Genomic DNA, 23,292 nt, shown 5'->3' with positions numbered 1-23,292 from the left:
GCACTTCATGACTTCACGCCTGGACGACGAATCCCTCGCGTCGCTCGCCGCGCACAGCGTCGAGCTGATCTCCACGTTGCAGCACCCCAGTGGGGCGTACCCCGCCAGCCCTACCTTTTCGGCATACACCGGCTACTCCTGGTTCCGTGACGGCGCCTTCATCGCTGACGGAATGTCGAGCGCCAACGCCGTCGAATCTGCCTCACGCTTCTTCGACTGGTGTGCGAGCATCCTTATCGCTCGCCGCGCCCAGATCGAGACCATCGAGCGAGCCGAAGCGGCAGGCACTCCGCTCGATAACTCCCAGATGCTTGCTACCCGTTTTACCTTCGATGGCGCCGAGGGCGACGACGACTGGTGGGACTTTCAAACCGACGGCTACGGCACGTGGGTGTGGGCGGCAGTCGCGCACTCTCGGCGACACGGGCTCGATCTTGAGCGGTGGCGTGAAGGCATTGAGCTTTCCGTCCGCTATCTGCTCGCGACGTGGGAGCGCCCCTGCTTTGACTGGTGGGAAGAGTTTGAGACCGAGCGTCACGTGTCAACGCTCGGCTGTGTCATTGCGGGGCTGAGCGCTGCGGTATCCGCTGATGTGCTCCCCGCTGATATTGCCACCCGAGCGATGGTCGCCGCGACCGCTGCCAGAGAGATCATCGAATTGGATGGTGTTCGCGACGGCCACCTCGTCAAATGGCTGGGGTCAGTTGCCGTCGACGGTTCCCTTGCCGCGCTCATCTCCCCGCTGGCCGTTGTGGATGGCGCGAGCGCTCTCGCCGCCGCTACTACCGCGCGCATCGACCACGAACTCACGGTCGACGGTGGTGTGCATCGCTACCTCGGCGACACGTTCTATGGCGGTGGCCAATGGCCGCTCCTCAGTTGCATGCTCGGCCTGGCCTATGCGGCCGGCGGCGACACTGCACGCGCACGCAGCCAACTGGAGTGGGCGGCCAGCACGGTGACTGCGGAGGGATTCCTGCCAGAACAGGTCGCCGATGACCTGCTTGATCCCAGCCGTGTCGCCGAATGGCAGGAACGCTGGGGGAGTGTGGCGACACCGCTGCTCTGGAGTCACGCAATGTATGTGCGCCTCGCCGTCGAGATTGGCGTGTACTCACCACCAGCAGAGTGGCCGGCGTCACCCGCGACCACCGAAAATTGCCTCAGAAACGAAAGCGAGACCGACTAGTGCTGAGACATAGACCCCTGGGTTCGGGGCATCCGTACTCTGTCGACACCGAACAACGTCACCCCGCCGTTCCCATTGCGGGCGAGGCCTTCCGGCTCGGCGTGCGTGCCACAGCGGATGTCGACGTTGTCACTCTCGAATGGGATGACGGACAGTCGGTCACCGACTTCGCCCTCGAGCGAGTGCAGCAGCGCTCGCGGGGCCAAGCCGTCGATGGCGGCCACCTCGCCTCGGCGCAAGCGAAACTGGCACGAACGAGCACCGGTTTCGCTTTTGATGTGTCCCAACTCCGAGCAACGGCCCAGTATCGTTATCGGTTCGTCGGTGGCCCGACGGCGGCACCGCGCTCGCAGTCCACCCGCTGGTTCGACGTGCGCGTCGCCGGATGGCGCGCTGCGCCCGATTCGATCGTTGCCGCTGACGAGACGGTTGGCCTTGTCGCCGGCAGCACCACTGTTCTCGACGACGGCGAACGCATCCACCGGGTTCGGTTCGCACTGCGGCTCGACGAGCGCGAGCACGTCTCCGGCTTCGGCGAACGATTTGACGCCCTCGACCAGCGCGGTGCGAGCCTCGACTCGGTCGTTTTCGAGCAGTACAAGTCTCAGGGGGCGGAACGCAAGACGTACCTGCCGATGCCATTCGCTCACGTCATCGGCGCTCGCGGGTGGGGCTTTCACGTGCGCACCAGCAGGCGTGTGTGGTTCGATGTTGCCGATAGCGATGCCGGCCTGCTGTGGATCGAATCAGAGGTCGATTCGCCCAGTGACGCCTCCGAAGTGCTGTCGGTTGGTGGCTATGCGGGAACGTCGGCGGAAGTTCTCGATCAGTTTCTCGCCGAGGTTGGGCGCCCCGAAGTGTTGCCGAGTTGGGTTCACCGTTTGTGGGCGAGCGGCAACGAGTGGAACACTCAAGCCGAGGTCATGCGTCAGATGGATGCGCATCGGGAGCACGGTATCCCGGTCGGCTCTGTGGTTATTGAGGCATGGAGCGACGAAAGCACGTTCACGGTCTGGCGGGATGCGCAGTACGCGCCGAACGACAGCGGTGGGCCGCTGCGGCTCAACGATTTCAGTTTTCCCGCGGAGGGTGCGTGGCCCGACCCAAAAGCCATGATCGACGAGCTGCATGATCGCGATGTGCGCGTGCTGCTGTGGCAGATTCCGCTCATTAAGATGCGCCCGCATCCTGTGGGTCAAGCCCGCTTTGATGCTGAGGGCGCGCAGCGAGACAACGTGCTGATTCAGGATGAGACGCCGCGTGGTGCGCTCAAGCCCTACCGCAATCGTGGCTGGTGGTTCCCGCTCTCGCTGATGCCAGATCTCACCGACGAACGTTCGGCGCAGTGGTGGACGGAGAAACGTCGCTACCTCGTAGAGGACATGGGCGTCGACGGCTTCAAGACTGATGGTGGTGAGCACGCGTGGGGCTCTGAACTGCACTATCAGGATGGCCGCCGCGGCGACGAGAAGAACAACACGTTCCCGGTGCACTACGCCCGTGCCTACGGCGATCTCCTCAAGAGTGCTGGCAAAGCGCCAGTGACGTTCTCGCGCGCCGGGTACACGGGATCGCAAGCCCACGGAGCTTTCTGGGCCGGAGACGAGAACTCCACCTGGGATGCCTTCCGCTGGTCGCTGTTCGCCGGGCTCAATGCGAGCGCGTGCGGGATCCTCTATTGGGGCTGGGATCTCGCTGGTTTCAGTGGCGACGTGCCCACGGCGGAGCTCTACGTTCGTTCACTCGCTGCCGCGGCCTTCGTGCCGATCATGCAGTACCACTCGGAGTTCAATCACCATCGATCACCGAGTCGTGATCGAACGCCTTGGAACATCGCCGAGCAATCGGGGGATGCGCGCGTGCTCGAGATGAGCCGCAGCATCGTCGAACTACGCGAGCGTCTCGTGCCGTACCTTACCGCCGAGAGCGAGTGGGCGGTTTCTGCTGGCACGAACGTCATGCGGCCGCTGTTCTTCGACTGGCCTGACGATGAACGCCTCTGGGAACAACCGTTGCAGTGGATGCTCGGGCGCGACATTCTCGTATCGCCCGTGATCGACGAGGGCGCCACCGAACACACGGCGACTCTTCCTCGTGGCGACTGGGTGTACGCGTTCACTGGCGAACGGGTCGCGGGCGGCAGCGTCGATACTCGCGCAGTGCCGTGGGATGAGGTGCCCGTGTATGTGCGGGCTGAGGCCTGGGAGCGTCTGGTGCCTGTCTTTACGAGCTAGACAGTAAGTGGTGTTCCTGAGGGCGATCGCACCGGGCAAATGCATCGCAGCTGAAATCGGGGGAAGCTGCGAGGAGATCGCCCTCAGGGCACCGTGCTAGGTGACGTCTAAGTGTGAGTGGCCGCGACAAGCGCGACCCGCACTATTGTGCACGACCACTGGGGGTTAGCGAAAGGTTTTCACCAATTTTTGTGAAGCGAGCACAACAAATCGTCCGCAGGTGCAGTTTTGGTAGGAGTTTCGGACAATGCGTCCCTTGAATTCGCGCGGTTGTGGCGCAAAAAACGCGGCAGTCTCCGAAAAGACTGCCGCGTTTCTGGCGTGACTGGGCGCCCAGTCGGGGCGCCGAGCGCAGTAATGGTGCTGCGGGCTAGTTAAGTCCGCGACGGTTCAGCAGGGGCTGCAATTCGGCGTCACGGCCGCGGAAGTCGCGGAACGCCTCGAGCGGGTTCTTAGAGCCGCCCACGCCCAGCAGCCGCGAGCGGAAGCGGTCGCCGTTTTCACGCGTGAGTCCGCCATTTTCGGTGAACCACTCGACCGTGTCGGCGTCGAGGACCTCGCTCCAGATGTAGGAGTAATAACCCGCGTCATAGGCCGAGTTCGCGAAGATGTGCTGAAAGTAGGTGCTCGAGTACCGGGGCGGCACCGCGGGGTTGTTGAGCCCGACCTCGGCCAGCGCTTGTGCTTCGAAGGCCGCGACATCCGTCACGTCGTCGTCGGCGCTGATGCCGTGCCAAGCCTGGTCGATGAGGGCGGCAGCGAGGTATTCGCTCGTAAGGAATCCCTCATTGAACGCGGCGCTGGCCTGGATGCGCTCCACAATCTCGCGGGGCATGGGCTCGCCGGTCTCGTAGTGCTTGGCGTAGTTGTCGAGCACCTCCGGCCAGAGCATCCACATCTCGTTGACCTGGCTGGGGAACTCGACGAAGTCGCGGTAGGTGTTGGTTCCCGCAAATTTGGGGTACGTCACACGAGCGAACAGGCCGTGCAGGGCGTGGCCGAACTCGTGGAAGAGCGTGTTGACCTCGTCGTAGGTGAGTAGCGTCGTTTCGCCAGCGGCAGGCTTCGGCACATTGAGATTGTTGGTGACGATCACCGGATGCCCGAGCAGATCCGACTGCGAGATGAGCGAGTTCATCCACGCTCCGCCGCGCTTGGAGTCGCGGGTATAGAGATCGAGAGTGTAAAGGCCGACCTCGCTGCCATCCTCGTTTGTGACCTCGAAGACGCGCACGTCGGGGTGGTAGGCGGGAAGGTCGCGACGTTCGGTGAAGGTAACGCCGTACAGCTGAGTCGCCGCAAAGAACACTCCGTCGCGCAGTACGCGCTCGGCCTCAAAGTAGGGGCGCATCTGAGTGGTGTCGACGTTGTACTGCTCGGCGCGCACCTTCTCGGCATAGAACGCCCAGTCCGCTGCGGTCACTTCGGTTCCCGCGAGCTTCTCTAACGCAGCGTGCTCTTCGCGCGCGTTGCGTGCCGCGGCCGGAGCAAGCTTGCCGAGCATGTCAGCGACCCGCTGCGGGTTTTGGGCCGTCTCGTCGGCCGTAACCCAGGCGGCGTGGCTTTCGTAGCCGAGAAGGGCGGCACGCTGCGAACGCACCTTCGCAATCTCCAACACGAGCTCGCGGTTATCGAACTTGCCGCCACGGATGCCACGCGAACGTGACGACGCCATCACCCGGCCGCGAACATCCGCATTCTTCAGCACAGAAAGGTGGGGTTGGTTCGTGGGCAGAATCAAGGTGATGAGGTATTTGCCCGTGAGACCACGATCATTGGCCGCGCTGGCAGCGGCAGAGATCTCTGACGGCTCAAGACCATCGAGCTCCTGGATGCTGTCAACCACGATCGCAAGATCGTTGGTGTCGGCAAGCAGGTTCTTCTCAAACTTCGTGGTGAGGGTCGAGAGGCGCGAGTTGTAGTCGCGCAGGGTCGCTTTGGCGTCTTCGGAGAGGCCGGCGCCGGCAAGGGTGAACTCGGTGAAATAGCGCTCAACAAGGTAGCGGGCTTCGGCATCCAACTTGGTGTCGTCGAGGCCTTCACGGATGCTGCTGATGCGTTCGTAGAGCGCGCTGTTGAGGCTGATGGCGTCATTGTGCGCGGCAAGTTGGGGAGCGATGACTTCTTCGAGTGCATCCGAGGCTGCATCACCATCGGCGGACGTCTTGTTGAAGAACACGGTGGCAACCCGGTTGAGCAGCTGGCCGCTTTTTTCAAGCGGGATCATGGTGTTCTCGAACGTGGGTGCGTCGGCCTGCGAGGTGATCGCTTCAATCTCTGCGAGCTGCTCTGCCATGCCTTTGTCGAAGGCCGGTGCGAAGTGCTCATCTTCGATATCGGCAAAGGGGGGCATGCCGAAGGGCAGCGTGCTGGGCTCAAAGAAAGGATTGGTCATGCATCCACTCTATTCTCGTCAGTATGACTAGCGAGCGTTATACCCACGGCCATCACGAAAGTGTTTTGAAATCACACACGTGGCGCACCATTGCCAACTCGGCGGCGTACTTCGAGCCGCACCTTGAGGCAGGGCTTTCGTTGCTAGATATCGGGTGTGGGCCGGGCACGATCACGGCTGAGTTTGCCGAACGACTTTCTCCTGGCCGTGTTGTCGGTTTGGATGCCGCTTCCGCAGCGATCGACAAAGCGTCGGCTTTCACTGCCGACAACCTCAGTTTCATCGTGGGGGACGCGTATGCGCTGCCGTTCGATGACAACAGTTTCGATCTCGTGCACTCACATCAGACTCTGCAGCATTTGGGCGATCCGGTCGCGGCTCTTGTGGAGATGAAGCGGGTTGCCAAGCCCGGTGGGCTGATTGCGGTGCGCGATGTCGACTATGCGGGCACCATTTGCTTTCCCGAACTGCCGGGGCTGAAAGTTTGGGCTGACGTGTACGACGCGGTACACCGCAGCAATGGGGGAGAACCTAATGCGGGTCGGCGGCTGAAGTCGTGGGCGATGCAGGCCGGATTGGCTGACGTCACAACGTCGGCATCGATCTGGAACTTTTCCGACGAAGTCGACAGGGAGTGGTGGGGCAGCATGTGGGAGGCGCGTGTTCTGGAATCGGCTTTTGCTGAGGATGCTCTGAGCAAGTCGTTGGCGACTCCGGATGTGTTGCAGGAGATTAGTGCTGCGTGGCGCGAGTGGGCTGATTCGCCGGAGGGGTGGATGGCGATGCCGCACGGTGAGATTGTGGTGCGCGTTTAGCAGCCGATGCCGGTGGGGTTGGCGATGCAGTCTTGGTCGACCAGGACGGTGGTGGCGTGGCCTGCTGTGGCGGTGAGGGGCGGGGCGACGATGGTGAGGGTGCCGACGACGTTCTGCCAGCTGCTGCCGGCGACGCGGTATTCGGCGGCGTAGGTGACGGCGAGCGTGATCGTGTAGTTGCCGGGTTCTTGGTAGACGTAGCTGGTGGGCGTGGGATCAAACTCGGTGATCCGGTATTTGGCCCAGGTTCTGCCGGGGTTGCTAGTGGTTGAGGTGCTGCCGTCGCCGTAATCCCAGTTGTAGGCGATGGGGGTGAATCTGACTTGGGCGGTGCCACCGAAGAGGATGCCGTCAACAACATGGGCGGATGTCGTGGCGTAGAAGTTGGTGTCGAGGCCGACGATCATCCACTGGTTGGGTTGCATCCCCGCGGCGGGGGCTTGTGGGCGGAAGCTGGCGATGTCCGAGATCGTGATGGGGCCGGTTTTACCGTCGGCGTCATCGGCCGGTGGAGTCCAGGGTACGCACTCGATGCGCTGGATGTCGCACCAGGCTTCCTCGACACTGTCGAGAGCAGGATCCTCAACAGGACTGTAGGCGGCACCTCCGGTGTCGTAGCCGTAGCTGCCGCCGGAGGAGCCGCCGGTGCCGGGTACCTCAGAGGAAGCACCGAGTTCGATGCTGTCTTCCCCGACATCATAGGTAGGGCAGCTACCGTCATAGTACGAAAGCGCTCCGCAAGTAGGCTCGTCCGCGACGGCGCTGCTAGCTTCGGTTGAGACAAGCAACATGACGAGAAGTCCCAAAACGGGAATCGAAAGAAGAGTCCTTAGCACTCCCCAGCGCTCCAGACTTCCACGTCGGACACCAGAAGCAATTGACGTTCAACGCTGAAGTCGAACGTGACCTGCATGGTCGACTCGTCAGGTCGATCATCGGAAACTAGCGAATTTCCATCTTGGTCTGTGAGGTCTAAACCCGAGACGTTCGAACACAAATAGACAGTGATGACCTCAGCGGTGCTGCCCCGGGGAGAATATCTTTGGAGTTCGAACGCGTTGTTGCGAACATCTCCGGATGCCTGACCACCTTTAGCTGCGAATTCTTCTAGTCCGTCGACGGACGCGTCCAGAAAAGCGCCCACCGCGACGGACTCTAGGCGTGTCGGGTTGGCCCCGCCATCCTGCAGAATCTCACCGACCACCCGCGTGTATTCCGCATAGGCCTCTTCAGCCGCGGCCAGCGCTTCTTCGTCGGTCGCGTAGGGCGCAACGAAGGTCGAGGTCGGCGCGGGTGGGGTGGTGGCGTCGGAGGGCACGCAGCCGCTCAACGAGGCGAGGAGGAGGGCGCCAATCGACAGTCGTAAGAGATTCGGTTGGCGCATACTACGACGCTAAACATCTGGGGAGATTGTGGTGCTCAACTATCCACAAGACCAGGTGTTGCTCGCTCCGTGCTGACGAGTGCGCAAGCACTGGCGCGGAGCGGGCAACAATCAATGTGGCTAGGAGCTAGATGTTGCTAGGAAGCAGCTTCTTCGACGGAAACGCTGCCGTCGGCACCTTGGCGCACGATGGTGCCGTCGTCGAGTTCGGCGACGGGGCGTGATTCGAGCCACGTGAGGGTCCAACGCCACGCGCTCGTATCGAGGTGGGCGACATCCGCTTCAACGCCGGCAATCGCTTCCTGCATTTCTGCGGAAAGATGATCGGGCACCGCAGCGCCGACCGACCATCGTGTGCCGAGCTGCACTACACGCTCTTTTCGTACAAGATCCACGACGTGCGGTCCGCGACCTTGTCGTAGAGACGCTTGGCGCTGTCGTTTTCCTTGTTGGTGATCCAGCGGAGCTTTCCGCCACCATCTTCTGCGGCACGCGCAGCGATGTCGTCAATGATCGTTCCGGCAACTCCGGCACCACGGTGCTCAGGGTCGACGTAAAGGTCATCCATAAACCAGCCCCACGAAGCAGTGAAGGTGTCGGGCAGACGACGGTAGAGACCAAAGGCACACACAATGCCGGGATCGGGAGCGCCCTCAGGAGCTACAGCAACGACCGCGTTGAGCTGTGCTGAGTCATCCATGAGCCATTCCCAGACACCCTGAACGATGGCATCGGTGAACTCGGTTTCGTAGAACACTCCGTAGTTGACGAAGTGGTCTTTCCACACTTCGAAATCGGTTTCTTGAATATCGCGAACGGTGTACGAAGGCTTCTCTGAGTTCGTCATTTACTCAACAATACGCGGTTTTGGGGTTCGACGCCGAACTCGACGCCGAACCCTCGGTAGACCTTTAGACCGAAGCTTCGGGTGCCGCTTCAACCAAAACGATGTCGCGAACCTCAATCTCTTCCGCTTCAACAATCGTGAGGTCATGAATGCGACCCACAGCCTTCAAATCGTCGATGGCGGCAGCGATCAGGGCTGGGCCCGCGAGGGTAGCCGAGGTCACTTCAGTCTTCTGCGAAGCCTTCGCGTCTGTTTTAGCGCGACGGATGCTGATGAGCGCTTGGCTAACCGCGTGGAACAGGCCGCTCGGCTCTGCCGAAACACCGAGTTCGTCGGCGGTTGGCCACGAAGCGGAATGCACCGAAGTGTCGTGCGTCCAGCGCCAGACCTCTTCGGTAGCGAAGGGGAGGTAGGGCGCGAAGAGACGCAAGAACACGTCGATGGCGGTGTGCAACGCACGGTTGGCGCTTGCCTGCGTTTCGGGAGTTCCGGCGCCATAGGCACGTTCCTTCACGAGTTCGAGGTAGTCGTCGCAGAAGGTCCAGAAGAACTTCTCGGTGACCTCAAGCGCCTTGGCGTGATCGAAGTTCTCCAGCGCCGTGGTGGCCTGGTCAACGACCGACGCAAGCTCGGCGAGCATTTCGAGGTCGAGCGCTTCGGTAACGACGGCAGTCGAGCCCGCAGCCACAGTGGGCGCCGGGAACGAGTAAACGAACTTCGACGCGTTCAGGACCTTGATCGCGAGTCGGCGACCGATCTTGATCTGCTTCGGGTTCTGCGGGTCAAACGCTGCGTCAGTACCGAGGCGACTGGATGCTGCCCAGTAGCGCACCGCATCCGAACCGTGGTCATCGAGCATGCCCTTGGGCGTCACAACGTTGCCCTTTGACTTCGACATCTTCTTGCGGTCGGGGTCAACGATGAAGCCAGAGATGCCGGCGTTCTTCCACGGCACAGTGCCGTGCTCGAGTTCAGAACGCAGCGCGGTCGAGAACAACCACGTGCGAATGATGTCTTGGCCCTGACTGCGCAGTGAGTAGGGGAATACGAGGTTGAAGAGCTCGGGGTCGGTCTCCCAACCACCGGCAATCTGTGGGGTCAGGGATGACGTTGCCCAGGTGTCCATGATGTCGAGTTCGCCCTCGAAGCCGCCGGGAACACCACGCTGGTCTTCCGTGTAGCCGGGAGCGGTGTCGGAGGACGGGTCGATCGGCAGCGAAGCCTCGCTGGGAACGATCGGGGCACCCTTTTCACCATAAGCGTCGAGCTCGTACCAGACGGGGATCGGCACACCGAAGAAGCGCTGGCGCGAAATGAGCCAGTCGCCCGTGAGGCCGCCCACCCAGTTGTCGTAGCGAACCCGCATGTGGTCGGGGACGAAATTGATCTGCTCGCCCGCCTCAAGAAGGCGGTTGCGCAGCTTCTCGTCGCGCGCACCATTGGTGATGTACCACTGGCGCGTCGAAATAATCTCGAGAGGCTTGTCGCCCTTTTCGAAGAACTTCACCTGGTGCTGAATCGGCTTGGCGTCGCCGATCATTTCGCCCGACTCCTTGAGCAGAGCAACCATGGCAGCCTTCGCGCTGAAGACCGTCTTGCCCGCGAGCTCGGCGTAGGCAGCCTGAGCGGCGTCGCCGACAATGACATCGGGAGCGTCGGCAATGATGCGACCGTCGGCACCGATGATGGTGCGGTTCGGAAGATCGAGTTCACGCCACCACACAACGTCGGTGACGTCACCGAACGTACAAATCATCGCGATTCCCGAACCCTTGTCTTGCTGAGCAAGGTGGTGGGCGAGAATCGGAACCTCAACACCGAAGATCGGCGTCGTGACCATCGTGCCGAAGAGGTGCTTGTAGCGCTCGTCATCGGGGTGAGCCACGAGAGCAACACACGCCGGCAGAAGCTCAGGGCGCGTCGTCTCGATGTGGATGTCGTCGCCATCCGCCTGGTGGAAAGCAAGACGGTGGTAGGCGGCAGGCTGCTCTTTGTCTTCGAGCTCAGCCTGAGCAACAGCGGTGCGGAACGTGACATCCCACAGCGTCGGAGCGAACGCCTGGTAGGCCTCGCCGCGGTCAAGGTTGCGCAAGAATGCACGCTGAGCGGCACGCTGAGCGTCATCACCAATAGTGCGGTAGGTGAGGTTCCAGTCAACGCTCAAACCAAGCTGGCGCCAGAGGTCTTCGAACTGCTTTTCGTCTTCGGCGGTCAGCGTCTCGCACAGTTGAACGAAGTTGCGACGAGAAATCGGCAATTGTGCGGCAGCCTTCGTCGACTTGCCTTCGCCGCCCTGCTGAGGAGGTTCGAAGCCTTCGTCATAGGGGAGAGTGGGGTCGCAGCGCACACCGTAATAGTTCTGAACCCGACGCTCGGTGGGCAGACCATTGTCATCCCAGCCCATCGGGTAGAAGATCTCTTTGCCGCGCATGCGCTGGAAGCGAGTAACCAAGTCCATGTGGGTGTAGCTGAAGACGTGGCCAATGTGCAGGCTTCCGGATGCCGTCGGTGGGGGAGTGTCGACTGAGAATACGCAGTCAGACCCCTCGGTGAGCGCCTTCTGGCGATCGAAGCGGTAGGTGCCTTCGTTCTCCCACACGGGAGCCCATTTGTCTTCGAGGCCTTCTAGGGCAGGTTTTTCGGGAACGCTCGACGACATAATTACTCCGGTTCGATATGTGCGGCACCGAGTCAAAGAAGAGGTGCCTGAGTGTGAGGTGTAGTACCAATCGTAACGGACAGCGTCGTATTAGGCGCGCCGCGCGAGGACGTCTAGTTCTTTGTCACCGTGACTGTTTTGTGGGTGAGGTTTCCCGCCGCATCCTCGAGCGTCACCGTATAAATCTCGGTCTCGTTGCTGCACTGGTAATCAAAGGTATACGTCGCGGTGGTGGGAACCTCTTCATACGGCTCCTCCTTCGCGTTAGTGGTGCGCACTCCGAACCACGCCATGGTCGCGTCAGTGCTGCTCCAGGCGAAGGTGAGTTGACTTGTCGGATTCGCGTCGGTGCAATTTGCGCTGGTAGGCGCGCTGAATGTGACGAATGACGGGCTCGCGGTTGCGGGCGGCGGAGCAGTCGTCGGTTCAGCGCTCGGCTCTGCTTCCTCCGAGGCAGAAGCGCTGGGAGCGGGAGTCTCGCTCGGAGTGGCCGACGGGGTGTCTGTCGGCACTGGTGTGACCTCCCCGCCAGCCCCGCGAGCAAACAACAACGTCAGCATGATGACGACCGCGATCAGCAGCACCCCACCAATGATCGACAGGATGATGAGGAGCTTGCGTGACTTGGGCTCCGGAGATGTCGGAGGTTCGATCGGTGGCTCCCCGCCACCCGGAGGTGGGGCTGCTCCCGCTGGCTCGAACCGCACCGTGGGCGCGTCATCATTCTGAACATCGAAACGTTTGGTCGGTTGATCGTCACTCATGGCGTAGCTCCAAGATGGGGGATCATGCAAGCAGTCCAGCGTGGCTGAAGCCTAACCCCGACCTTCGCCCCGTGTCGAGAGGGTCTCAGCTACCGTGCAGTTCAGCGATCGGGCGTTGAAAGGGGTGCGAGAGCGGTGTCGAACGCACGGTGCACAAAGGGTTCGAGTCGTCCGCGCTGTGGTCCAGCATTGGCCCACTCTTGGGCAGCCGAGACGACACACGCGATGAGAGCGTAGGCCTGCGTGCGCGCGGTCGCCGCATCCACCCCGTGGCGCTCGAGGAAGCCACTCAGCAGGCGAGCCTGGGTCGCAAAACGGCTCATTGCTGACGCCTGCAGTTCCGTCGCGCTACCAATCAGGTCGTACTGGGTGAGCACAAAGGGCACATGGCGCGATTCCAGCTCGGCCAGCGAACGCAGCATCGCCTGACGGATAGCGAGCGGGGCGGATGCCGCGTCACGGGCGTCAGTCGGCTGATCAGCCAGCGCCGCCTTCAGCCTCTCGGTCGCGGCATCCAACTCGACCCAAAAGACTTCGCCCTTGGCCTCGAAATAGTTGAAGAACGTATTGCGGCTGACGCCCGCGCGGGTCGCGATCTGGTCAACAGTCGTGCCGGTGTAGCCATTCTCGACGAACAGCTCAAAGGCGGCCTCTTGCAGGAGTTCGCGGGATGCGGCGGGCGGGCGGCCACGGGTGGGAGTGCGGGGAGGCGTCACCGCATCATCCTCTCACTCGCGGGAGGGCCGCAATCAACGACCGGGTATACGGATGCTGTGGTGCGATAAAGATCTCATCCGTCGGGCCCGTCTCCACAATGCGGCCCTCGTTGATGACGGCGACCCGGTCACTCATATGGCGAATCACGCCGAGATCGTGAGAGATGAAGAGATAGCTGAGGTGAAGGTGGCGCTGCAACTCGTCGAGCAGATTCAGCACGCGGGCCTGAGCGGAGACATCCAGTGACGACACCGGCTCATCGCAGAGGATCGTCTGCGGCCCCGGCGCGAGCGCGCGAGCAATTGCTACCCGCTGGCGCTGGCCTCCCGACAAGAGCAGCGGGCGACGGTTCTTCACCGCGCGAGGCAGCCCGACAGCATCGAGCAGCTCATCTGGCGTCGTCAGCGATTGGTGGTTTGCGGATGCTCCAGCGCTCAACGCATCGGCGAGAATGCGCTCGACGCTCAAGCGAGGATCGAACGAGCTCAAGGCATCCTGATAGATGGCACCCAGCGTTGGACGCAGCGGGCGGCGCTCGCGGGCACTCAGCGACCCCCACTCGTGGCCGGCGAGCAGCACTTCGCCGCTGTCGGCCGTCTCCAGTCCAAGGGCGATGCGCGCGATGGTGGTCTTGCCGGAGCCAGACTGGCCGACAAGGCCCAGAGTGGTGCCGGAAGTGAGCGTGAGAGAAACGTTGTCGAGCGCCTGAATTGCCGCCCCGTGCGGGGTGGGATAGCGGCGAGATACCCGGCGCAGTTCGAGCGCGGGTAGCAGTGAACCGGCAGCGGTAGCCGTGGCAGCAGCCGCCGTGACAGCAGCCCCGGCGCTCGCGGAAGTGTCGGGGAGTGTGACGGCCTCCGCATCCGACGGCAATGCCAGCAGTGTTCCCCGCGGCACGTCGACAGGAATCGCCGCCAACAGCTGCTGGGTTGCCGCCGTCGTGGGCGCTCGCAGCAACGCCTTCGTTTCGCCGGTCTCGACGATGCGGCCGGCGCTCATCACGGCCACGCGGTCGGCAATGTGCGAGACAACAGCGAGGTCGTGGGTGATGAGGATCATGGCGGTGCCGTTGTTGCGCAGTGACGACAGCACGTCGAGCACGCGCGCTTGCACCGTGACATCGAGAGCGGTGGTGGGCTCGTCGGCGATGATGAGGGCAGGGCCAGCCGCGATTCCGGCGGCGATGAGCGCGCGCTGGCGCAGTCCGCCCGAGAGCTCGCCCGAGCGCTGGCGGGCTCGCAGCGCCGGATCGGGAATGCCCACCGCATCCAACAGTTCAATCACGCGGGCCTGACGTTCGCGCTGGCTGAGGGTGGTGTGTAACCGCAGCACATCATCGATTTCGCGGCCGACCGGGCGCAGCGGGTCGAGCGACACGAGCGCATCCTGCAACACCAGCCCAATGGATGCTCCGCGAATCGTCCTCCACCGTCGAGCACCGGGTGCCGGAAGGCTCTCTCCCGCCAGACTCAACTCGCTGAAGCTCACGTGGGCTCCGGCGGGCGCAAGTCCGAGCAGGGAACGGGCTGTGACGCTCTTGCCTGATCCCGACTCTCCGACAATGGCGAGACATTCGCCGGCGGCGACCTCGAAGCTGACATCGTCAACGGCCGGGCGGGCGGTGCGGTCGAAGTGCACGCTGAGGTTGCTCACGCGCAGGAGCGGGGAGGCGGTCATCCGCGGGCCTCCTGGCGGCTGCGGGCGTTGAGGGCGCGGCCGAGCACGGTGAAGGAGGCGGCGGTCGCGACGATAGCCAAGCCGGGGAAGACCGTGAGCCACCAGGCGACGTCGATGTAGGTGCGGCCGCTCGAGAGCATGGCGCCCCATTCGGCGGCGGGCGGGGCGACACCGAGCCCGAGGAAACCGAGCGACGACGCCCACACGATGGCTTGACCAACGCCAAGGGTGCCGAGCACAAAGATGGGGGAGAGTGCGCCGGGCAGAATGTGTTGCCACACGACGCGCGCCCGCGAATGGCCGAGAACGGTCGCTGCCTCCACGTAGCTGGCGTTGCGAACACTCCGCAGTTGGCTGCGGATGATGCGGGCGTAGCCGGGCGCGGTTGAGAGGCCAACCGCCACGGTCGAGGTGACCACGCCGGGCCCGGCGATCGCGATGAAGACGAGCGCGAGCAGCAGGCCGGGAAGAGCAAACATGACCTCGACGATGCGGGTGCTGACGAAGTCGCCGAGTTTGCTGCCGAGTCCACCGAGCAAGCCGAGAATGAGGGCAAGCCCTAGCCCGACCGCGGTGGCGGCGATTCCGATGAGCAGGGAGTTTCCGGCGCCGAAAACGACGCGGGTGTACACGTCGCGACCGGACTCGTCGGTGCCGAAGAAGTGGGCAGCCGATGGCGATCGGAAGGCCTCGGCGGGGGCAACGGCATCCGGGTCAGCGGTCGTAATGAGTTGCGGCGCGAGAGCAGCGGTCAGAATAAGCGCAAGCACGGCCAGTGCGATGATGATGCCCGCGTTGCGAAGCCAGCCGCCGCGGATGCCGGGAGCGCGTCCCGCAGGCTGCGAGAGTCGGCCAGCCAAGATTTCGGTCATCGTGCTGCCACCTCCGTTACGCGCGGGTCGACAATGCGGTCAACGACATCCGTTGCGATCGTGACGATGATGAAGGTCAGTGCCGAGAGCAGGGCGACGGCGGTGACGACGGGAATGTCGCGGATGGTAACGGCACTCAACAAGGTTCGGCCGAGGCCGGGACGGGCAAAGATCGTCTCGACGACCACGGCGCCGCTGAGCAGCGAGCCGAAGGCCCAGCCGGAGAGCGAGATGCCGGGAAGGGCTGCGTGGCGCAGAACGTGACGAAGCCGCACACCCCATTCGCTTTCGCCGCGTGCCCGAGCCGACAGCACGAAGGGTTGTTCGTAGGCGTTAGCCAACGACTCGCGCATCACTTGGCCGAGGAAGCCCGTGAGGGGCAGAGCAAGCGTCAAAACTGGCAAGACGAGCCCGAGCGGACCGGGGACGCTAATCGGGGGAAGCCAGTGCAACGTATTGCTCAGCAGAATGATGAGCAGCGATGCCAACCAAAAATGGGGAACGGCAGCCGCCAAGAGTTCGAGCCCGGACCCCAACGCGCGCGCAACGCGACCGCGACCGCTCGTCGCCAGCGTGAGGGCAAGGGCGCCAAGCCAGGCCACTACGAGGGAGGCCAGCGTGAGCACGAGCGTCGACCAGAGTTGCGTCAGCACATAGGGAGCCACTGCCACCTTGAGCGCGTACGACGTGCCGAAGTCAGCAACGGCGAGCTTGCCCATCGCCAGAAAATACTGAACGATCAGCGGCTGGTCGAGGCCATAGTCGGCGCGAATCTGGGCCACGGCTTCGGCGGACGCTTGAGAACCAGGGCCGCCCAGAATTGCATCCACCGGATCGCCCGGAATCAAGCGCAGCGCAAAGAAAATGACGGTTGCGACAGCCCACAAAACAAACACGCCGCCGCCCACCCGGCGCGCGATCCACCCCAGCGACCTCAATCGCGTCGCTGGGGTGGAGACACTCGCTACTGCAGGAGCATCAGTCGAAACCGTCACAGAGGGCGTTCCTCTAGTTGCTCAACCACGCATCGTAGAAGGTTGGCGCTGCCACGGGAGGCAACGCCCGGAATCCCTCAACGCTCGTGCTGTAGAGGTAGTGGTTCTGCTGGTCATAGAGGGGCAGAACATAGAAGCCGTCGACAATGATCGACTGAGCCTCGGCATAGAGTTCTTGACGGTCAGCGGCATCCGATGTCTCGCTCGCCGTCGTCAAAATCTCATCGAGGGCAGGGTCGCTCAGTTGGGCCAGGTTCGCGTAGTAGCCGCTCGGCGCCGGAATGATCGAGTCTGAGTGGTACAGGATGCGCAGCACGTCAGCACCGACCTTCGTGTATGGAGCGCTCACGAGGTTGTACTCGTTCGTGAAAAGAGTGCCGTACCAGGACGACAAATCTGTCGGCTGCAGGATGACCTCAAAACCGACGTCCTTCGCTGAGGCCTGAATCTGCTCAAACAGGGACTGCTCAGCGGGGATCGACTGGTTCGTGCTGATCGGGAACGTCAGGCTCAGGCGCTCGCCGTCTTTCGTGCGGTACCCGTCGGAGTCAATCGTGTCCCAGCCTGCCTCGTCGAGCAGGGTCTTAGCGGCCTCCGGGTCGGTGGTGAACACGTCAGGGGTCGAGATGCCCGCAGGCTCAACGCTCGAGAGCACCGAGTAGGAACGTTCGGCCGTGCCAAAGAACAAGCTCTCGATGCCGGGGTTCACATCCACAGACCGGATGAAGGCTTCGCGTACGCGGATGTCGTCGAACGGTGCCTTGCCCGAGTTCAGTTCGATGCGATTGGCAGCGCCGGGGCGCGGCGCATCGAGCTCCTCAATGGTGGCCACATCGGCGGCGGACGAGATGTTGTTGGGCTGCGCGTTGTCGATCACGTCAACGTCGCCCGACTGGAGGGCGGCATAGCGCGTGGCGGCATCCGGAATGAAGCGCCACTCAATAGCGTCGAGACGGGCCGCACCAGTGTGCTCGGCGTCAGCAGGAGCCGAGTTGTAGTCCTCGTTGCGTTCGAGGGTGACCGACTGCTGCTTGACCCAGTCGGTCACGATGAAGGGGCCGGTGCCGACCGGGCTTTCGCAGTTGGTGGCCTGGTCGCGTTCGAGCGCGGTGGGGGATTGGATGCTCACCCAGGGCTGCGAGAACGATTCGAGTAGCGCGCTATCGGGTGCTGACAGGCTGAAGCGCACCTGATCGGCGGCGACGGCCTCGATGCCGTCGATCTTGCCCACGGCGAGGTAGCCGGTCGACGACGCGGTGTCGGGGTCTTTCAGGTGCTCGATGTTCGCCTTGACGGCTTCAGCATCAAACGGGGTGCCGTCGGTGAAGTTCACGTCGTCGCGTAGCGTGAAGTCCCACGTGAGGCCGTCTTCGCTCTCGGTCCAGTCGGTGGCGAGCCACGGGATGATTTCGCCGTCGCTGTCCTTGGAGACCAGTGACTCGAGGTATTGGGTACTGATGAGTCCCTGCGGGTAGTTGCCGCCGACGTGGGGGTCGAGGCAGCCGGGCTCAGCGTCACCCGTTGCATAGACGAGCGTGCCGCCATCTACGGGCTCCGCAGCAGGTTCGGTTGTCGCCGTGCAGCCGGCAAGCAACGCGGCGCTGGCCGCAATCGAGAGGGGGAGTAGCAGGATGCGGGGCGCGTTCACGGGAGTCCTTTTGTGGGGGAGGAATGCTGCTCGGGTGCGAGACATTCAATTATTGTTGAACTCAGTACATTAAGTCCAACTGGACAAAAAACCGGGCCGGTGTGCGGAAGCACAACCGACCCGGTTGGTGAAGCTAAAAGAGCGAGCGTTAGTCCTGCTTGCGCGAGAACTTGGTAGCGATCTTCCATGTGGTGGGGATCACGGCTGCGGCGATACCGGCCTTGATGAGGCCACCGATGATGAAGGGGTAGAGGCCCCACGCGAGAACCTGCTCGAGCGTTCCGCCGGTCACAATGGCGAGCCACGTGAGACCAAAGGCGAAGGTGACAACCGTGCCACCGAGGAACGAGAGCGCAGCACCGAGGAACTTTTTGTCCCAGTCGCGCTGGGCGAGCCAGCCGGTGAAGCCGGCAGCAAAGATGAAGCCGATAATGTAGCCGCCGGTGGTGCCAGCAAGAACGCTGACTCCGGAAGAAGCTTCGCTAAAGACGGGGAGTCCCACCAGACCGAGCAGCGCGTACAGCGTCATCGAGATCGCACCACGCGTCGCACCAAGCGAAGCACCAACAAGCAGTACCGCGAGTGTCTGGCCCGTGATCGGTACGGGGTACAGCGGCACAACAACTTGGGCCATCACAGCAGTCAGGGCGGCGCCGGCGGCAACGAGCGTGATGTCAGTGGCGAGGCTACGAGAAAAGACGGTGTCGGCGAGCGTGGGCCGGCCGAGGGTCAAAGTGAGAGTCGACACGCGACGCTCCTTTCCTTTGTCTGCGAACTGTGAAGAGCCCTGCCTGAATAGGCGGGTGCCTGAATAACCCTAGTCATAGATTGCGGGCATCGGTGTGCGCCTCGTACTAACAAACCTGCTCAGATTTGTGAGGTGCGTAACAATTGCGATTCTCACGCCGCCGGAGTGGCAGGCGCTGAAATGGCTGTCGCATCGCCCACTACCGGGGGCGCCAAGAATAAAGTGCCCCGAATGACGCTTCCCGCAAAGGTGCGAAGCGCTACGAGCACCCAGGCTCCCACAAGAGCTACGAAGCTCACGAGTGCCATCACCTCGAGCACCGCGGAACCGGTAGCCACGGCGAGCACGCTCAGCGCAACCACCATGTTGCCCACGGGGAAGGTGAACGACCACCACGTGAGGCTGAATGGCAAGCCGCGGCGGGCGGTGTGCACGGTCATGGCGATTGCTAGCGCCGTCCAGAGGAGTGCAAAACCTAGTGTGGGGACGCCGTAGATGAACCCGAAGAAACTGAGGGCCTCGGCGAGCTCAGCAGACACCGCGGAGGGGGCAACCGCTCCAAGAACAATCGCGGCCGTGATGGACTGGCCGAGTGGGCCAAGCACAATCCAGAGAGTCGGAACCGCTGCGGAGTTGCCGATGTTGTGTCGTGCTAGCCGACCCCAGATCAGCGGGAGGATCACCGCGGTAGCGATCATGCTGAGCCCGAACATTGCGTAGCAGGCGATCAGCATCGTCAACCGTGCCTCGCCCTCAGGCAGGTACGGGATGAGCGGTGCTCCGGCTGCTGCCGAGACCAGTGGGGGAACCACGGGCATGATCCAGCCCCCGAACGGCGATTGATCTGTGCCGGATGACGACGTGAAGGTCAAGAACGGCACAATTACGGCGGTGGCGAGGCCAAGGACGGTGCCGGTTGACCACAAGATCAGTGCGACGGTGAGCGCAGCATCCGCCCCCATAATGTCGGGGCCGAACAGCAATGCACCAGCCCCGATCGTCAGAATTGCCAGCGGCGGAGCCCCGTAGAAGTGAACCATTGCCGGATGCCGGTGGTGCGAAAGCGCGACCTCCCGGTGGGCGATCCAGTGCGCTGCGCTGGCAGCGATCAGCCCGAGGAGTAAGACGGTCGCGATCACCCAGACGGTGCTCGCAAACACGTGGAGTTGTGGGGTGATCAAGGGAAGCGTTGCCGCAGCATTCGCGACGATGCCGGTGCCCATGACAGAGGCGAACCAGTTGGGGCTGATGTTCGAGATCACGAGGCGCGGGCTGCTGAGGTCGCGCAAGAGCAGTCGGCGGCGCACGCGCACGGCGGGGGCGTCGTTGGCGGTGCCGGTGTCGGGGCTCGCGGGGTGAAGGCGAGGGGTGTGGCGGCTCATGCGTCGTTTCTGAGTATCGAAGGGGCAACGGGTGTCGGTCCACCGGTGCAACCGCGTGCGTTCGCGCAACATTCCCGTAGCCTTGAGCCACCTCGGTGCCGCACAGTGTTGTTGCTTCGGCTGCGGGGCATTCTGCGCCTAGCCCCGCACTGGAGGAACCATGACAGAGCTCGTGATCATTGCCGTTGTGGTGTTCGCCTTCGCAATGGTCTCGCAACGGCTGGCTTTGTCTCCCGTTACCGCACCGATGGTCTTCACCGCCGTGGGTATCCTGCTCGGCACGGCGGGCGCGCAATGGTTTCACCTTGATCTCAAGAGCGACGTTGTGTCGATTCTGGTTGAAGCCACGCTGGTGCTGGTTCTCTTCACGGATGCGGTGCGCATCGATCTTCGGGCGTTGCGCAAGCAAGTCTTGCTTCCGCTGCGCTTGCTGGGCATAGGGCTTCCGCTCACGATTGTGCTCGGTGCAGTAGCGGCAGCGGCACTCTTCGACCAACTCACTTTTATCGAAGCCGCGCTTGTCGCTGCGATTCTTGCCCCGACGGATGCCGCCCTTGGTCAGGCGGTCGTCAGCGATAAACGGTTGCCGGTTCGGATTCGGCAAGCCCTCAACGTGGAGAGTGGGCTCAACGACGGAATCATGGTTCCGGTTGTCACCGTTTTTCTCGCCGTTGCGGCTGCAGAGACCGGGGTGGCCTCAAGCGAAAGCTGGGGCGTTTTTGCCGCCCAGCAGATCGGTTTCGGGATCCTCGTGGGTGGTGGCGTTGGGGCTATCGGTGGGTGGCTGCTGAGCCGCGCGTCGAGCGCCGGGCAGGTGGACGGCATCTATCGCCAACTCGCGACCATTGCCATCGCCGTGGCGGCCTATGCGAGCGCCGGTGTTGTCGGAGGGAACGGGTTCATTGCCGCGTTTGTGGCTGGACTCGCCTTCAGCGCGATCGCGCGTGACCATTGCAAAGACGTTCAGGATTTCACCGAAGACGAGGGCGAGCTCCTGAGCTCGATCACGTTCTTGGTATTCGGTGCGGTGCTTGCGGCCCCGATTCTGACATCCCTCACGTGGCAAATTGCACTGTACGTCGTGTTGTCATTGACGGTGGTGCGCATGGTTCCCGTGCTCATCTCGATGGCGTGGTCGGGCACCCGCTTCGAGACCCGGCTCTTCATCGGATGGTTTGGGCCGCGGGGGCTTGCCTCCATTCTGTTCGCGCTGTTGGTATTCGATGAACTCAGTGGCTCCGTCGCCGACACCGTGTTCTCCGTAGCGGTCTGGACAATTCTCGTCAGCGTCTTTGCGCACGGCGCGACTGCTAGCCCGTGGACTGCTCAACTCGCGCGCCACCTGAGCTCGGCGCCGGCATCCGCGGCTGAATTGAAGCATGTGCAGGAGATGCCGGCACGTCGTCGGTTCTGAGGCGCACGGTGATCCACCTAGAGCGCGCTTGTGCTAGTCCAACTAGAACAACTATGATGACGTCATGCTAGTTCGAGTGGATCCCGCGTCAGAGACGCCGCTCTTCGAGCAGCTCGCGGCGAGCATCCGCCAATCCGTCATCGACAAAACTGTCACGGCGGGGGATAGGCTCCCCAGCGCACGAGAACTAGCCAGCTCTCTCGGCGTCAACATGCACACCGTCTTACGCGCCTACCAAGAATTGCGCGACGAGGGATTCATCGAACTCCGCCGCGGCCGTGGGGCCATCGTTGCCACCACCGCCCACAGCTACGATTCGCTCGCCGACGGCATCACCGCTGTTGTTGCTGAAGCGCGCGCCCACAAGGTTTCACTCGCTACTCTTACCGCCCTCATCCGAGAGGAATACCAATGACCCTTCCCGCCGAGAATGTTTCGCCCCAACTCACGCGAAACCGCCGTCTGATCATTGTGATCGGCGTGGTGATCCCGCTCGTAATCGCGCTGGCCGCTGCCTTCATCATGGCGTTGTGGATTCCCGAGCTTCCGAGCCCGGTTGCCTCGCACTGGGGAACCACGGGTCCAGACGGATACTCCACCGTGGGCAGCGTGATTGTGTTGCCGCTACTGATGACGCTAATCTTCGCGGCGCTTGCCGCCTTCGCCAGCTGGAAGGGTGGCCCTAACGGCGGAATGCTCTGGGGACACAAGATCATGGTGGCCGCATCCATGTTCCTGTCGATCACGCTCAGCGTCACAGCGGCGGGCTCACTTGCTGTTCAGCGAGGACTTGAGAACGCTGAGAATGCTCCTGCGATCGGAGGAATTGCCATTGCCGCATTCCCCATCGCGCTCGTCATGGCTCTCTTTGCGTGGCTCATGCTTCCACCCGCGGAGTACATCACGTCGACCCCTGTTACCGCGAAGCCCATCGCGGGTGCTGCTACGCAGCGCGTGCACTTCTCCACCACGACGCGGGTTGGTCCAGGCGTCGTGATCATCGTCGGCGCTGCCCTCGCAGCATTAGCAATCGCGCTCGCAGTGCAGGCCGTCAGCAATCCCGAGCAACTTCTCTTACCCGCCGTCATCGGACTCTTCGTGATTGCGCTGGCCGTCAGCACGCTTTCCTGGCGTGTGACGATCGATCAGCGCGGGCTCAAAGTTCGCTCCGCTCTCGGTTTTCCTCGCATCACCATTGCGCCCGACCAGATCGAGTCCGTCGCCGTCGTCGACGTCAACCCGATGGGCGAGTTCGGTGGCTACGGCTGGCGTTGGGCTCCCGATGGCCGCAGCGGCATCGTGCTCTCCAAAGGTGATGCCATCGAAGTGACGCGGATGAACGGCAAAAAGTTCATCGTCACGATGCACGATGCCCAGCTGGGTGCCGAAACGCTCGCTACGGTCGCCAAGAAATAGCGCTCAGAAATAGCGCTCAACGGTCAGCTAACTCGCGTATCATTGCTGCCACACGCTATGAACCGGCTATCACCGGGGAGCGTTCGGAAGAAACCATCTCAACTTCAGCTTCGGCGGGGGAGCGGGCGGCGGTAGA

General features: G+C 62.6%; 20 protein-coding genes. 6 read left to right on the top strand and 14 right to left on the bottom strand.

What is annotated here, in order from left to right:
- Positions 1-7 precede the first annotated feature (7 nt).
- Positions 8-1,189, top strand: a complete 1,182-nt coding sequence (locus tag I6E52_RS14270; RefSeq protein ID WP_231601742.1) for a glycoside hydrolase family 15 protein — start codon at positions 8-10, stop codon at positions 1,187-1,189.
- Positions 1,189-3,423: a TIM-barrel domain-containing protein gene (locus I6E52_RS02800; protein WP_307842339.1), complete on the top strand. Its 2,235-nt coding sequence runs from the start codon at positions 1,189-1,191 to the stop codon at positions 3,421-3,423. Before I6E52_RS14270 ends, I6E52_RS02800 begins: the two co-directional genes overlap by 1 nt.
- A 370-nt stretch (positions 3,424-3,793) precedes the next feature.
- Here I6E52_RS02800 and I6E52_RS02795 read toward each other — a convergent pair whose 3' ends face one another.
- Positions 3,794-5,818 (bottom strand): M3 family metallopeptidase, encoded by a 2,025-nt coding sequence (locus I6E52_RS02795; RefSeq protein WP_197154730.1) that lies wholly within the window; start codon positions 5,816-5,818, stop codon positions 3,794-3,796.
- Between the two features lie 23 nt (positions 5,819-5,841).
- On the opposite strand from I6E52_RS02795, the gene I6E52_RS02790 reads away from it, so the two are divergent.
- The gene (locus I6E52_RS02790; protein ID WP_197154728.1) at positions 5,842-6,633 is read left to right on the top strand and encodes a class I SAM-dependent methyltransferase; all 792 of its coding nucleotides are present in this window, start codon (positions 5,842-5,844) and stop codon (positions 6,631-6,633) included.
- On the opposite strand, the gene I6E52_RS02785 is transcribed toward I6E52_RS02790, so the two are convergent.
- The 13 genes from I6E52_RS02785 to I6E52_RS02725 all read right to left on the bottom strand — a co-directional run bounded on the left by I6E52_RS02785 (position 6,630) and on the right by I6E52_RS02725 (position 20,326).
- On the bottom strand, positions 6,630-7,424 hold the full coding sequence (locus I6E52_RS02785) for a PKD domain-containing protein (protein ID WP_231601741.1): 795 nt from the start codon (positions 7,422-7,424) through the stop codon (positions 6,630-6,632). The genes I6E52_RS02790 and I6E52_RS02785 overlap by 4 nt on opposite strands.
- 38 nt (positions 7,425-7,462) lie before the next feature.
- Positions 7,463-8,017 (bottom strand): hypothetical protein, encoded by a 555-nt coding sequence (locus tag I6E52_RS02780; RefSeq protein ID WP_197154725.1) that lies wholly within the window; start codon positions 8,015-8,017, stop codon positions 7,463-7,465.
- A gap of 137 nt (positions 8,018-8,154) precedes the next feature.
- Entirely contained in the window at positions 8,155-8,385 is a 231-nt protein-coding gene (locus I6E52_RS02775; protein WP_197154723.1) for a hypothetical protein, read from the bottom strand.
- Positions 8,385-8,864, bottom strand: a complete 480-nt coding sequence (locus I6E52_RS02770; RefSeq protein WP_197124097.1) for a GNAT family N-acetyltransferase — start codon at positions 8,862-8,864, stop codon at positions 8,385-8,387. The genes I6E52_RS02775 and I6E52_RS02770 overlap by 1 nt, the downstream gene beginning before the upstream one ends.
- A gap of 64 nt (positions 8,865-8,928) precedes the next feature.
- On the bottom strand, positions 8,929-11,523 hold the full coding sequence (gene valS, locus I6E52_RS02765) for a valine--tRNA ligase (RefSeq protein ID WP_197154721.1): 2,595 nt from the start codon (positions 11,521-11,523) through the stop codon (positions 8,929-8,931).
- A 113-nt stretch (positions 11,524-11,636) separates the two neighbouring features.
- Positions 11,637-12,287: a hypothetical protein gene (locus tag I6E52_RS02760; RefSeq protein WP_197154719.1), complete on the bottom strand. Its 651-nt coding sequence runs from the start codon at positions 12,285-12,287 to the stop codon at positions 11,637-11,639.
- 101 nt (positions 12,288-12,388) lie between these two features.
- Positions 12,389-13,003: a TetR/AcrR family transcriptional regulator gene (locus I6E52_RS02755; protein ID WP_197154717.1), complete on the bottom strand. Its 615-nt coding sequence runs from the start codon at positions 13,001-13,003 to the stop codon at positions 12,389-12,391.
- A gap of 4 nt (positions 13,004-13,007) precedes the next feature.
- Entirely contained in the window at positions 13,008-14,681 is a 1,674-nt protein-coding gene (gene nikE, locus I6E52_RS02750; protein ID WP_197154715.1) for an ABC transporter ATP-binding protein, read from the bottom strand.
- Positions 14,678-15,553 (bottom strand): ABC transporter permease, encoded by an 876-nt coding sequence (locus tag I6E52_RS02745; RefSeq protein ID WP_197154713.1) that lies wholly within the window; start codon positions 15,551-15,553, stop codon positions 14,678-14,680. The genes nikE and I6E52_RS02745 overlap by 4 nt, the downstream gene beginning before the upstream one ends.
- Positions 15,550-16,548, bottom strand: a complete 999-nt coding sequence (locus I6E52_RS02740) for an ABC transporter permease (RefSeq protein WP_197154711.1) — start codon at positions 16,546-16,548, stop codon at positions 15,550-15,552. Before I6E52_RS02740 ends, I6E52_RS02745 begins: the two co-directional genes overlap by 4 nt.
- Before the next feature lie 13 nt (positions 16,549-16,561).
- Positions 16,562-18,241, bottom strand: a complete 1,680-nt coding sequence (locus I6E52_RS02735) for an ABC transporter substrate-binding protein (RefSeq protein WP_231601740.1) — start codon at positions 18,239-18,241, stop codon at positions 16,562-16,564.
- Between the two features lie 103 nt (positions 18,242-18,344).
- On the bottom strand, positions 18,345-18,944 hold the full coding sequence (locus tag I6E52_RS02730) for a biotin transporter BioY (protein ID WP_197105891.1): 600 nt from the start codon (positions 18,942-18,944) through the stop codon (positions 18,345-18,347).
- Between the two features lie 152 nt (positions 18,945-19,096).
- Positions 19,097-20,326: a TDT family transporter gene (locus I6E52_RS02725; protein ID WP_197154708.1), complete on the bottom strand. Its 1,230-nt coding sequence runs from the start codon at positions 20,324-20,326 to the stop codon at positions 19,097-19,099.
- Positions 20,327-20,486: 160 nt separating this feature from the next.
- Here I6E52_RS02725 and I6E52_RS02720 point away from each other — a divergent pair, with 160 nt between their 5' ends.
- The 3 genes from I6E52_RS02720 to I6E52_RS02710 all read left to right on the top strand — a co-directional run bounded on the left by I6E52_RS02720 (position 20,487) and on the right by I6E52_RS02710 (position 23,156).
- Entirely contained in the window at positions 20,487-21,740 is a 1,254-nt protein-coding gene (locus I6E52_RS02720; protein WP_197154706.1) for a sodium:proton antiporter, read from the top strand.
- Positions 21,741-21,804: 64 nt separating this feature from the next.
- Positions 21,805-22,155, top strand: coding sequence for a GntR family transcriptional regulator (locus tag I6E52_RS02715; protein ID WP_197154704.1), 351 nt, complete (start codon positions 21,805-21,807; stop codon positions 22,153-22,155).
- Positions 22,152-23,156, top strand: coding sequence for a DUF1648 domain-containing protein (locus I6E52_RS02710; RefSeq protein WP_197154702.1), 1,005 nt, complete (start codon positions 22,152-22,154; stop codon positions 23,154-23,156). Before I6E52_RS02715 ends, I6E52_RS02710 begins: the two co-directional genes overlap by 4 nt.
- The last annotated feature ends 136 nt before the right edge of the window (positions 23,157-23,292 follow it).

Origin of the sequence: Salinibacterium sp. NG253 (genome assembly GCF_015864945.1) — a bacterium.
Taxonomy (GTDB): Bacteria; Actinomycetota; Actinomycetes; order Actinomycetales; family Microbacteriaceae; genus Rhodoglobus.
The sequence above is the reverse complement of the archived record's forward strand: the minus strand, read 5'-3'. Positions and strand labels throughout refer to the sequence as shown.

Excerpts from the sequence above, each read along its gene's own strand:
- I6E52_RS02760 (WP_197154719.1), bottom strand. The coding sequence starts at position 12,287 with ATGAGTGACGATCAACCGACCAAACGTTTCGATGTTCAGAATGATGAC.
- I6E52_RS02725 (WP_197154708.1), bottom strand. The coding sequence starts at position 20,326 with ATGAGCCGCCACACCCCTCGCCTTCACCCCGCGAGCCCCGACACCGGC.
- I6E52_RS14270 (WP_231601742.1), top strand. The coding sequence starts at position 8 with ATGACTTCACGCCTGGACGACGAATCCCTCGCGTCGCTCGCCGCGCAC.
- I6E52_RS02735 (WP_231601740.1), bottom strand. The coding sequence starts at position 18,241 with ATGTCTCGCACCCGAGCAGCATTCCTCCCCCACAAAAGGACTCCCGTG.
- I6E52_RS02795 (WP_197154730.1), bottom strand. The coding sequence starts at position 5,818 with ATGACCAATCCTTTCTTTGAGCCCAGCACGCTGCCCTTCGGCATGCCC.
- I6E52_RS02715 (WP_197154704.1), top strand. The coding sequence starts at position 21,805 with ATGCTAGTTCGAGTGGATCCCGCGTCAGAGACGCCGCTCTTCGAGCAG.
- valS (WP_197154721.1), bottom strand. The coding sequence starts at position 11,523 with ATGTCGTCGAGCGTTCCCGAAAAACCTGCCCTAGAAGGCCTCGAAGAC.
- I6E52_RS02780 (WP_197154725.1), bottom strand. The coding sequence starts at position 8,017 with ATGCGCCAACCGAATCTCTTACGACTGTCGATTGGCGCCCTCCTCCTC.
- I6E52_RS02790 (WP_197154728.1), top strand. The coding sequence starts at position 5,842 with ATGACTAGCGAGCGTTATACCCACGGCCATCACGAAAGTGTTTTGAAA.
- nikE (WP_197154715.1), bottom strand. The coding sequence starts at position 14,681 with ATGACCGCCTCCCCGCTCCTGCGCGTGAGCAACCTCAGCGTGCACTTC.
- I6E52_RS02785 (WP_231601741.1), bottom strand. The coding sequence starts at position 7,424 with ATGTTGCTTGTCTCAACCGAAGCTAGCAGCGCCGTCGCGGACGAGCCT.
- I6E52_RS02720 (WP_197154706.1), top strand. The coding sequence starts at position 20,487 with ATGACAGAGCTCGTGATCATTGCCGTTGTGGTGTTCGCCTTCGCAATG.
- I6E52_RS02770 (WP_197124097.1), bottom strand. The coding sequence starts at position 8,864 with ATGACGAACTCAGAGAAGCCTTCGTACACCGTTCGCGATATTCAAGAA.
- I6E52_RS02745 (WP_197154713.1), bottom strand. The coding sequence starts at position 15,553 with ATGACCGAAATCTTGGCTGGCCGACTCTCGCAGCCTGCGGGACGCGCT.
- I6E52_RS02710 (WP_197154702.1), top strand. The coding sequence starts at position 22,152 with ATGACCCTTCCCGCCGAGAATGTTTCGCCCCAACTCACGCGAAACCGC.